The organism is Micromonospora sp. NPDC020750 (assembly GCF_044334565.1).
Classification (GTDB): domain Bacteria; phylum Actinomycetota; class Actinomycetes; order Mycobacteriales; family Micromonosporaceae; genus Micromonospora.
Map to the genome: position 1 here is coordinate 21372 of NZ_JBIRTH010000018.1, position 10246 is coordinate 31617.

Genomic DNA, 10246 nt, shown 5'->3' on the forward strand with positions numbered 1-10246 from the left:
CTACGGTCGGACCACCACGCCGTTGCTCGGACGCACCACCACACCCGGACCAGGCCGGGCCACCGTGCCGCTGTACGGCCGGTGCACCTGCCGACCAGGCACCGACGTGGCCGGCGCACCCACCGCGACCGGCACCGTGATGCCGTCCGGGCTCGACTCGCCCGACCAGGTCGCCGCCGGCTCGCCCAGCACGACGGGCACGGCCAAACCGTCCGGCCCGATGTCCGCCGACCAGCCGGCCCCAGGGGAACCGACCCCCACCGGCACCGACAGGCCATCCGGACCGGCCTCACCCGTCCAGGCCGCTGACGGGCCGCCCACCGCCACGGGCACCGAGACACCCACCGGGGCGCTGCCGGCCGCCCACGACGCGCTCAGACTGCCCACCGCCACGCTCACGGCGAGGCCGTCCGGGGCGCTGGCCGCCGACCAGGCGGCCGACGGGTCGCCGACCGCCACCGGGACGCCGATGCCGTCCGGGGCCGTCACCGCATCCGACGACGCCGCGGCCAGCTCGACCAGCACGGCGGCCATCGACCCGGTCACGTCCGAGGTGACCTGCTCCCCGCCGTACGAGCCGGCCGAGCCGACCACCCGGTACGCGGCGCCGGCCCGCACGTTCGCGGCCGACGTCGCCCGGCTGGTCGCCAGGTCCACCACCTCGATGTAGGCGACCGCCGGCGACAGGCCGGTCGGGATCGTGCCCGACGCCACCCGGCAATGCGCGCCCACCACCAGGGCCGACCCGGCACCGACCCCGGTCAGGGTCGGCAGGGTCACCGCCGCGCCCGACGCGGTCGCCGTCGCCGCCTGGGCTACACCGGACGCGCCCCGGTACGCGGTGCACATCCACGCGCCCGTCATGCTGCCGGAGTTGGTCAGCGTCGGCGCCGCATCGCCGGCCTGGAGGACCCGCGACCAGGCGTAGAGCCGGGATGCCGCATCCTCTTGCGCCGGCCACGTCACACCCGGCAGCAGAGTCCAGCCGGCCGGGGTGCCCATGGTCAGAGCGACACCCGACACGTGGCCGACCAGGACCGCCACGTCCCCAGCAGCCCAGCCGGCCGGCAGCGAGGTGGCGAACGAGGTGCTGGTCGCCGAGCCACTACTACCCGAGGCCGCGGCGACGTACGAGACAGCCACGTCGGACCTCCCGGGGTCAGCCGACCTTGAGGATCTTCGGGCTGGTGGACGCCCAGTTCAGCGCCGCGTTCCCCGTGCCCGGCTGCACTGGCAGGCCCGTCCCTGTGTCGAACCACGCGATCACCCGTTGCACCGCCGCCGCCACATCCGCACCGCCCGTTGCCGCGCTCGCCTGGAAGAGCAGCCAGCCGTGGTTCGCCGTCGACACGGTCGACGCCACACTGGTGTCGTCGGCATCGAACACCCCGCCGACGAACGTCTTACCCGTCAGCGCTGCGCTGGTGCCGTTGAGCATCCCGCCGGCTGTGGTGATGTCGGAAACGAACTTGTGGCCCGCGCTGAAGGTGTAGCCGCGCACCAACGCGACCTTCAGCACCGCCGTGTTCATCCGCACGGTCTCGTCGAGGACGCCCTCGGTCCAGGCCGCGAAGTACCCGTTCGCCACCGTCACCACCTCCCGCAGTGCCGCACCGGCGTACCCGCCGGTCGGATCGTGAACGCCCCCGACGAGGCGATACCCGCCGCCGCGAGCACCCGCGCCCGCTCGGCCTCCGTCAACGCCGCCCCGCCCAGCACCTCGGCCGCGTACGTGACGGAGTAGTCGTCGACCTGCTCCGACCGGACCCCGGCCGGGTTGAGCAGCACCCGCCGGGCCACCTCCAGCGCCACCGGCAGGAACGGCGACAGGTCGCTCATGGCGTCGTAGCGGGCCGCCCCGACCTCCGCGCGGATCAGGGCCGTCGTCAGCGTCCGGGCCAGCTCCGCCGACGCCTGGTCCAGGTCCTGCTGCATGTACGAGGCGAGCTGGCTCAGCTCGAACAGGTCAGGCACCGCTCACCTCCCGATGGTCCGGCCGGGCCGGGCCCGTGGCCACCCGACCCGGCCGGAGTCTCACTCGGTCCGCACACCGGCCGCGTCGAGGGCTGCGACGACGTCCTCCCGGGACGCGTCCGCCGGCACCTCCACCCGGCGGCGGGCGGCGTACTCCCGCCAGCGCGGCGCGCCCGACCCGGGGCCGCTCTTCGGCGGCGGGTTGTCCTCGCCGTCGGATCCGTCGAGGCCGGGCTCGTCGGCCTGGTCCAGCTCGGCGAGGCGGGCCAGCAGCCGCGCCCGCTCGTCGGCCGGGGTCTCAGCCGGAGCCTCGGCCGCCGGCTCAACCTGCCGGGGTCGGGGCTCCGACAGGAGATGGTCACCGACCAGGTCGGCCGCCCAGTCCGGCACCGGGCCGCCTTGGGCGAGCAGCACCGCCTCGCCGGTCTGCGGGTGCCGGACCACCGTGCTGTCGGTCAGCCGCCGCATCACAGCACCTTCACCGACATGATCAGGTCCGGGTCCGTGACGACCGGCATCGCGATGCCGGCGACCATCGTCCCCGTGTGGACCGGGTTCTCCGACTCCATCGCCACCGCGACGAGGCCCGGCGCGTTCTCCTCGCCCAGCGCCTGCGCGCGAACCAGCTTCTTCGCCTCCTCGGTCGTACCCCACTGCGTCTGACCGACGGGCATGCCGCCCTCGTTGCCCGGCTCCTCCGGCAGGTACACGATCCGGTCGTCCGGGATTTGTCGGCGCATCACCCCGGTGTGGTCCGGCACCATCGTGTCGTCGATGATCAGTCGGGGCAGCTCCCGGTCGGTCAACGCCTGCCGCACGCTGCCCGCGCCGATCGACGGCGGGGCACCGAGCAGGGTGCCGAAGATGTTGCGCAAGTCGGAGTCCTTGAGCATGACGTTCAGCACCCGCGTGCTGGTGATCATCACGCCCGGCATGACCTCGGATCCGGTGGTCGTCTTGAAGACCGTCTTGTAGGTGTCCAGCTGGCCGAGAATGTCCGGGCTGCCGGCGTTCCACAGCGTGCCGGCGGTGAAGTAGTGCTGCGCCGGGATACCGAAGTCGACGCTGCCCAGCTGCAGCCGGTTCTCCGGGGCCGTGGGGGTGCCGACCGTCACCTTGCCCGACCAGATCGCCTCACCCTGGGCCAGCATGATGCGCTGCAGGGCGCCCCGGGTCAGGGTGAGCAGGTCCTGGTCGAACACCTCGGCGATGGCGTCCTCGTTGCCAGCCGCACGGGCGGCGTCGAGCAGCTGGGAGTCCTCCTCCAGCAGCCACAGGATGCCCGACAGGGGCAGCATCCGGCCGGTGACCTCGGTCATCTCCCCACGGTCCATCGGCACCGCCGGGGTGTTCCAGGGCCGGAACGGGATCGCCCGGCGCAGGCTGCGCGCGGACCGGCGGAACAGGTAGCGGTGGTCGCGGCGGGTCACCGACGGCAGCCACCGCTGCAGGATGCCGGCCGGGAAGGGAATCTGACGGGCCGCGAGGGTCAGCTCCTCCGGATCGGTCAGCTCAAGGGCCATGGTCGCCATGCTCAGGCACCCACCTTGTCGAAGTAGATGTTCGGGGCGAGCTCGGTGCGCGCCTGCGCGTCGAAGCCGCCGTTGGATGGCAGGAGGTCCTCGTACACCCGGCCGCGGTAGTAGAGGGCCGCGTCGACGTGCCGGCCCGCCCGGACCTGCTTGTCGCCGAGCAGGAAACCCTTCGCCGTCTCGGTGCCACCGGCGCCGAGGTCCGCACCGCCAGCGGTGGTGGTCGTCGGCGTGACGGTCGGGCTGGAACCGCCGGTCAGGCCGCCCGAGTTCGCGGTCATCTGCGCGACGTTGGTGTTCCCCAGCGCGCCGGTGAACGTCACCGTGATCGGCGTGCCCGGGTGGGCGCCGCCGCCGGTGGCGACGTTCCCTGCGCCGATGTTGCTGAGCGCCTCCAGGGCGGTGCGGACCTGCGCGGCGGTCGCGTTGTACGGGATCGCCGCCGTGGTCTGCCCGCTGTAGGTCAGCGTGTACGTGCCGCCGGTGGGGGTGCCGGTGACGGTGAGGGTCTGGACCTCTTCGGAACTGCCGCCGTACGGGGCGTGTCGGCCGGTCGCGGTGACCAGCGCGAGACACGCACCGGACGGGATGATGCCGTCGGCGTAGACCGCCAGGACGGCGTCGGCGTCGAGGGTGATGGGTGCACAGTCGACCGGGAATTCGCCGGCCCACGTCGGGCCGCCGGCACGCCGGGTCGTCTTCGTCACCCCAAGATCGCTGTACATGGGTGTGATCCCTCATCTCTGGGTGGTGACCCCGACGCGGTACGCCCCGGGGAATGGTCAGGTGCTGCTGGGCTTGCCGATGCCGAGCCGTTCGAGCCGCTTGGCGGCCCGGTCGGCGGAGGTGGGCTTCGCGCCGCCGCGAGCGCCCTGCGACGGGTCCGGCTTCGGCGTCTTGCGCTCCGGCGCGGCCGGGCCGGTCGGGAACGCCTCCCGGATCTCGTCCGCGTCTGCCTCGAGTTCCTCGCGGGTGGCGCCGACGAGGCGCTTCGCCTGCGCCGGCGTGAGCCCTTTCTCGGCGGCCACCTCCAGGCGCAGCGCCCGCAGCTCCGCCTGGTCGGCCCGCTGCTCGGCGGCGGCCCGCCGTTCGGCCTCCGTCTTGTCGGCGTCGGCCTTCGCCTGCTCGGCCTTCTCGTACTCGGCGACCTTCGCCTCCAGGGCGCGACGAGCCTTGCGCTCCTCGTTCCGCTCGGCCTTCATCCGGTCGATGGCCTGCTTGCCGGCGTCACCGAGCTGATCGGTGCCCGACTGGGTCTCTTCCTCGCCCTCGGCGGTCTGCTCCGGGCTGGTGCTGTCGTTCACGTCGACTCCGTTGCGGGGTCAGCCCGGCAGCCTTGCGCCGCCGGGAAGTCATCAGGCCGGCTCGTCGTCCTCCGGCGGGTCCCACGCCGGCACCGGCCGGTCAGCGTCCGGCTCGGCCAGCACCGGCGGCTCGTAGTCGCCGTCCATCCGGTCCCGCACCCGGTCCCGCTCGTCAGGGTTGGTCACCGCAGCACCTCCACATCCAGCAGCCGGTACCCGGCCGGGGACACACCCCGGTCCCGCACCACCCGAAGGCGCAGGCCCCGCTCCAGCAGCACCTCAGCCTGCCCGAACCCGAACGTCCCCGAGACGTGCATCGCGCCCACCCCGGCCGGTGCCACCAGCCGCATCACCACGGGATGACCGCCGGTGCCGGCGTACGTGAACGAGCTGGCAACCCGCTCCTCCGCGCTGGTCGAGAGGTAGGCGTCCTCGCGCCACTCCGTCCCGGTCAGATCACCATCGAGCCGGTCACCGAACAGCCGGCTGCCATCCGCAAGGCCCCGCCACACCGCCAGGTCCCGGCGGGCCCGTGACGCCGCCATGCCCGCGTCGAGCCGGTCCACGATCCGCCCCACTCGCGGGTTGACCTCGCCGGAGCGGAGCTGCCCGTTGATGGCCGCGTAGTAGCTGCTCTCGTACTCCCGCAGCGCATCCCGCTGCGCCCGGGTGAGGGTCACGTCCCCGCGTTCCGCCCGCCGCGCCAGACCAGCCGGCACCGCGTCCAGGGCGTCCTCACCGGTTGCGCCCGCCGCCCACCGCTCGGCGTGCGTCGGCGCTGCGGCCGGTCGAGCCGGGACCGGGGCTCGGCGCGCCGTCGGGGCCGCCCTGGGCCGATCGGCGATGTAGCCGAACCTCGTCAACAGGCGGACCGCCTCAGCACGGTCGTTACCGGCGATCTGGAGGATGCTCTCCGGCATCAGCCGCGGCGTCTTCGCCGAGCGGTACCTGCTGCCCGGCGTCTTCACCCCGGTCACCGCAGCGCCGAGCTGCTTGCCGGCCGCGCCCCGCACCGTCACGCCCTCGCTGGTCACGTACAGCTGGCGGCCGTACACGTCCACCGCCTCCAGGCGGCCACGGTCCCGGCCGCCGCGCAGCATCCGGGCCTCGTCGCCCGTCACCCGCGCCCCGGCCGTCAGCAGCCCACGAGCGCCCCGGCGGGCGTTGACGACCTGGCCCAGGTCCGCGCCCAGCCGGATCGCCTCCGCGCCGGCGATCGTGAACGCCCGATCCTGCTCCTCACGGCTCAGCGAGTCGAAGTACGCGCGCGGGTCGGTGCGGATCTCGTCGGCGGTGTCCTCGGCCGCCGGCACGTGCACGCAGTCGCAGCGCGGGTGCCGGTCGAAGCCGGCGTTCCAGCGGTACCGGCGGCCCGCCAGGATCACGCACCTCGAGCACGACCGGCCGACCAGCATCCGCACGTACCCGTCCACACCCGGCCGGGCCACCATCGCCACCTGGTCCGCGACCCGACCCGCGTCCGCGACCTGCGTCCGCACGATCATGTCCAGGGTCGCCGCACCACCGGCCATCGCCCGCTCGACCGTCGCGCCCTGCTTGATGCCCACCAGCGCGCTGACCACCGGCCGGTACAGCAGATCCGCCAGATCCCGGCCATCCGAGGCGACACCGGCCAGCGCCTGCGCCGACACCCGGCCGGCCCCGTCCGACGCCAAGCCCTGGGCGTCGAGCACCTCGTCGAGGTAGCCGTCCGCCCGAGCCGCCACCGCCTGCTGCGCCCCGGTCAGCAGCACCAGCAGCCGGGCAAGCGACCCGAGCCATGACTCGCCGATCCGGGCCGGATCCACCAGCCGCCACAACCGGCCCGCCTCGCCAGCAGCGGCCACCGCCAGGCGCCGCCGATACCTGGCGTGGTCGTCGGCCAGGTCAACCGGCGTCGACACCAGCCACCACCGGCCGGTCAGCACCCGCCAGACCCCGCGCGATCTCCGCCATAGGATCTCGCGCCTCCTCAGCCGCGAACAGCTCGGCGAGCTTCTTGCGTCGCGCCGCCGAGTAGCCGAGGTCAACCCAGGCCGCCTCGCGGGGGATGATCTTCTGCTGCACGAGCTTTACCGCAGCGTCGGCGGCCTGCGCCCGGGTCGGAGTCGCCGCCGACCGCCACTGCGTCTCCAGCTGCTCCATCCGCGGATCCCACCGGCCGTCCCGGATCCGGACCGCGATCTTCATAACGCGTTCCCAGGCCGCCTCCAAGGCGGTCTGGTAGTCCTCGACCTGCTTGATGACCCGGGACTCGTCGGCCAGGATGCCCTCGGCGCTCGGCGGGTTCGTCGTGGCCTGGCCGAGGTAGCGCATCGGCAGGCCAGACACGCCCGACACGAGCTTCGCGTACAGGCTGACGATCGTGTCGAAGTTCGCCAGGTCAGCGGCGGAGAAGGCCCCGAACTTCGCGTCCGGGTTCTTCGACGCCCACAGCGCGCCGAAGTACGCCTCCCACGTCGGCAGCGTCTCACCCGTCTTCGGGTCCCGGAAGTCCTCCGGTGACAGGCCGGCCGCCCACCGCTGCGGAACCGCAAGTGCCTCCGTCGCGACCTGCCCGTTCGTCAGCGCCCTCGCCGCGGCGTCCGTCAAACCGGTGATGCGGGTGAAGATCGACCGCCCGTCGCGCTTCGACAGGCGAGCACCCCGCACCAGGGGCACCACCGGCACGACGCCCAGGTTGTGCTCGTCGCGGTCCACTTCCACCCAGGCTGCGTTCCGCCGCTCCAGCCAGACCGTCACATTCGGCAGGTAGAGCGTCGCCTGCACAACGCCGTCCTCGTCGGTGTAGAACTTCGCCGCGGCGATCGGCTGGCGGGTCCGCGGGGACAACTCGACGGCCATCTCGTCGGACGACTCCACCGTGATCAGCGGGATCTCCGCCGAACGCTCCCGATCGTCGTCGCCGCCCTCAGGCGACGGAGCATCCGGAGTCTCCGCGTCACCGGCGCCGACCACCACGAAGCTGCCGCCCCGCACGATCGCGTCGAGCTGGCCCAACTTCGACTCGGAGTCCAGCCCGTTCGCCTGCCAGATCCGCCAGAGCTCCTCGTCGGCCTCGGTGGCGTCTGGGAGCTCGAACCCCTCCAGGGTGGTCCGGGCCGCGATCTCATCGGCGTACGTTCCCGGCCAGGCAGCGATCGTCAGGAACCGGCGCAGCTCCGGCGGGATCGCCAGCCCCAACTGCTCGACGCGCTGCTCGCCCTCGTAGTACGCCTCCAGCACCCGGTTGCGGCGCTGCGTGCGTCCCACCTTGATCTGCAGGCGGTTAAGGAGTCGACGCTCGTCATCGGTCAGAGCCACGAACCCCTCCTCGCCTATCGGAAGACCAGCACGGTGCGGTCGGGCTCCTGCGCAGACCAGCCAGCAGCGCGGGCGTCAGCAGCAGCCTCATGGGCGAGCACAGACGCCATCGCCAGGTCGATCTTCTGGTGCTCGGCCGGTTTACCCAGTACGTACTTCTGCCCCGGCTTCGCGACCTTCCGGGCGTTCGCCACATGCAGCGCGGTGGTCTTACACCCGTCGTGGGTAGTCGCACCCGTGATCAGATCCGTCTCCATGCGGCGGATCGCCTCGTACATCTGCGTGACCCGGTTCGTCCGCCACACGACCACCCGACGCTCGCCGTACCTCAGCGCGAACTCGTCGATCTCGGAGTCCCAGTCCTCCGGATCCCAGTACGACCGTTCGATGTCGTACTCGGTGAACAACTCGGCGACAGCCGCCCGTACCTCGCCACGCGGAATCTCACCGCCCCACTGCACCGGATCCCAGAACGTCGGCCGCCGATCCGGGCCGTACCGAGGCGTGAACTGGAAACCGTCGAGCGTCTCGGCCCGGATCGCCGTCCAGTCGTTGTTCAGGCTGCCGTCGAAACCCAGGCAAGCGCGGACCTTCACGCCGCCACCTGCCGCGACTCCCACAGTCCCTCACGCAGCCACGACCCCTGCCCGTACACCAGCCGGTTGCCGAAGAACCGTTCCGCCTGTGCCGGGTCGCGCTCCAACATGTCCGCCGCCTCGGCCTCGATCGAGTCCAGGTCGATGTGCCCACCGTTCTCCCGCAACGTCTCCCCGTACACGAACCGGTGGATGCGGCGCCGCTCCACCTTGTTGCGGTACGACAGGTTCGTCGGCGGCTGCCGGAACTGGCGGTACACGTCCGTTGCCTGCGACTCGAACTGCTGCTGGCCCACCGACTGCTCCGCCGGGTCCCACGCATTCGTCGTCAGCGACGCCCGGCCGCCCATGCCGGCCAGGCCCCGGTACTGGGTGTCGGCGACCTTCGCCATCCGGTTGGACTTCGTCCACAGCCCGACCTCGTCCTGCGGCACGAACGTCACCCGCTGACCGAGCCGGGACTGCGCAGAGCTGGTCACCGTGTCGATCCGACCGCCGCCCGGGAGGCGAATGAACTCCTCACCGGTCTTCGGAATCACATCCGACAGCGGGCCCAGTTCGATCATCGGCCGCAGCGCGTCGTAGACGTTCTCCGTCTGTTCCTCCGACAGCGCCGTGATCTGGATCAACGGCGTCGGCCACGTCATGCCCATCGGCTCGCCCGGCTGGTACGGGTACTCCCACCCGCACCCGCACCCGTGGTCCACGCAGGCATACCCGTCGTCCTTGCCGGCCCAGCCGCCGAACAGCGCCGGACCGACACCCTCCAGGCAGATGTGCGCCGCTGACAGCGGGCTCTTGCCCTTCTTCTGTGGGTCAACCAGCAGGCCACGGCGGTACACGAACGCCGGCCCCAGGATCGGGTCGGCAGGCACCCAACGGGTCGTGGCCTTCACCAGGTAGAAGGCGCTCAAGTACTCCAGCTGGTAGTCGTACAGGTCAAACGGTTGGCCACGCCGGAACTTGTCCGGGATCACGCAGTGCTGCGGGATCCAGTCCAAGGCGACCAGCAGCGGCTGGTGCTCACGCACCCTTCCCGCCGTCGATGCTGCGCAACCGGTCGCGCGACGACTTCCGCGTCGGTGCTGCGACTGCCGGCCGCTCGCCGCGGCGCTGCGCCACCTCATCACCCGGAATCCGCCACCGGTTCGACCGCAGCCCCGGAGTCGTCAACCCCAGCGAGTCCTGCTGCTGGCGGACCAGCGTGCCCAGATTCACCGGCGCCCCCGGCATCTCCACCAAGGCCAGGTTGCGCACATGCAGCGCCACCTCCAACTCCTGCCCGAGCCGTTCCCACATCAGCGCCTGCGGCTTCGACCAGAGCAGCGCCCACAGCTCGACCTCCCGGTCGGACTGCCCGGCCAGCGGCCACCGCGGCGGGTCACCAGCCCGACCGGATGCCGGGAGGATCGTCCACTCGCCCTGATCCCGCTCCCGCCGCAGCGCGTTCGGATCAGGTGCCGGACCAGACCGCGCCCGCGCCCCTCCGCTTCCCATCGTCGATCAACTCCTCCGCCGCCTTGCGCGACATCGGGCG

General features: G+C 72.3%; 13 protein-coding genes. All 13 read right to left on the reverse strand.

Annotated features, from left to right (window positions below; all coding sequences use genetic code 11):
• From ACH4T9_RS31185 to ACH4T9_RS31245, 13 genes are read right to left on the reverse strand one after another with little or no spacing between them, the layout of a single operon-like run.
• A complete protein-coding gene (locus ACH4T9_RS31185; protein ID WP_396674965.1) occupies nt 1-1143 on the reverse strand; it encodes a hypothetical protein in 1143 nt (380 codons plus the stop codon).
• Nucleotides 1144-1159: 16 nt separating this feature from the next.
• A complete protein-coding gene (locus ACH4T9_RS31190) occupies nt 1160-1594 on the reverse strand; it encodes a hypothetical protein (RefSeq protein ID WP_396674967.1) in 435 nt (144 codons plus the stop codon).
• On the reverse strand, nt 1591-1974 hold the full coding sequence (locus tag ACH4T9_RS31195; RefSeq protein ID WP_396674968.1) for a hypothetical protein: 384 nt from the start codon (nt 1972-1974) through the stop codon (nt 1591-1593). Before ACH4T9_RS31195 ends, ACH4T9_RS31190 begins: the two co-directional genes overlap by 4 nt.
• A 60-nt stretch (nt 1975-2034) precedes the next feature.
• Nucleotides 2035-2442: a hypothetical protein gene (locus tag ACH4T9_RS31200; protein ID WP_396674970.1), complete on the reverse strand. Its 408-nt coding sequence runs from the start codon at nt 2440-2442 to the stop codon at nt 2035-2037.
• Nucleotides 2442-3506 carry a major capsid protein gene (locus tag ACH4T9_RS31205; protein WP_396674971.1) on the reverse strand — a complete coding sequence of 355 codons (1065 nt, stop codon included), beginning with the start codon at nt 3504-3506 and terminating at the stop codon, nt 2442-2444. The genes ACH4T9_RS31200 and ACH4T9_RS31205 overlap by 1 nt, the downstream gene beginning before the upstream one ends.
• 2 nt (nt 3507-3508) lie before the next feature.
• Nucleotides 3509-4231, reverse strand: coding sequence for a hypothetical protein (locus tag ACH4T9_RS31210; protein WP_396674973.1), 723 nt, complete (start codon nt 4229-4231; stop codon nt 3509-3511).
• 57 nt (nt 4232-4288) lie between these two features.
• Nucleotides 4289-4810, reverse strand: a complete 522-nt coding sequence (locus tag ACH4T9_RS31215) for a hypothetical protein (RefSeq protein ID WP_396674975.1) — start codon at nt 4808-4810, stop codon at nt 4289-4291.
• Between the two features lie 51 nt (nt 4811-4861).
• Nucleotides 4862-4996 carry a hypothetical protein gene (locus tag ACH4T9_RS31220; protein ID WP_396674976.1) on the reverse strand — a complete coding sequence of 45 codons (135 nt, stop codon included), beginning with the start codon at nt 4994-4996 and terminating at the stop codon, nt 4862-4864.
• A complete protein-coding gene (locus tag ACH4T9_RS31225) occupies nt 4993-6714 on the reverse strand; it encodes an ADP-ribosyltransferase (RefSeq protein WP_396674978.1) in 1722 nt (573 codons plus the stop codon). The genes ACH4T9_RS31220 and ACH4T9_RS31225 overlap by 4 nt, the downstream gene beginning before the upstream one ends.
• Complete coding sequence (locus ACH4T9_RS31230) at nt 6698-8113, reverse strand: phage portal protein (protein ID WP_396674979.1); 1416 nt, start codon at nt 8111-8113, stop codon at nt 6698-6700. Before ACH4T9_RS31230 ends, ACH4T9_RS31225 begins: the two co-directional genes overlap by 17 nt.
• Before the next feature lie 14 nt (nt 8114-8127).
• Entirely contained in the window at nt 8128-8709 is a 582-nt protein-coding gene (locus ACH4T9_RS31235) for a hypothetical protein (RefSeq protein ID WP_396674980.1), read from the reverse strand.
• Entirely contained in the window at nt 8706-9740 is a 1035-nt protein-coding gene (locus ACH4T9_RS31240) for a hypothetical protein (RefSeq protein WP_396674981.1), read from the reverse strand. Before ACH4T9_RS31240 ends, ACH4T9_RS31235 begins: the two co-directional genes overlap by 4 nt.
• Nucleotides 9733-10206 (reverse strand): hypothetical protein, encoded by a 474-nt coding sequence (locus ACH4T9_RS31245; RefSeq protein ID WP_396674982.1) that lies wholly within the window; start codon nt 10204-10206, stop codon nt 9733-9735. The genes ACH4T9_RS31240 and ACH4T9_RS31245 overlap by 8 nt, the downstream gene beginning before the upstream one ends.
• Between the last annotated feature and the right edge of the window lie 40 nt (nt 10207-10246).

Excerpts from the sequence above, each read along its gene's own strand:
- ACH4T9_RS31245 (WP_396674982.1), bottom strand. The coding sequence starts at position 10,206 with ATGGGAAGCGGAGGGGCGCGGGCGCGGTCTGGTCCGGCACCTGATCCG.
- ACH4T9_RS31200 (WP_396674970.1), bottom strand. The coding sequence starts at position 2,442 with ATGCGGCGGCTGACCGACAGCACGGTGGTCCGGCACCCGCAGACCGGC.
- ACH4T9_RS31210 (WP_396674973.1), bottom strand. The coding sequence starts at position 4,231 with ATGTACAGCGATCTTGGGGTGACGAAGACGACCCGGCGTGCCGGCGGC.
- ACH4T9_RS31205 (WP_396674971.1), bottom strand. The coding sequence starts at position 3,506 with ATGGCGACCATGGCCCTTGAGCTGACCGATCCGGAGGAGCTGACCCTC.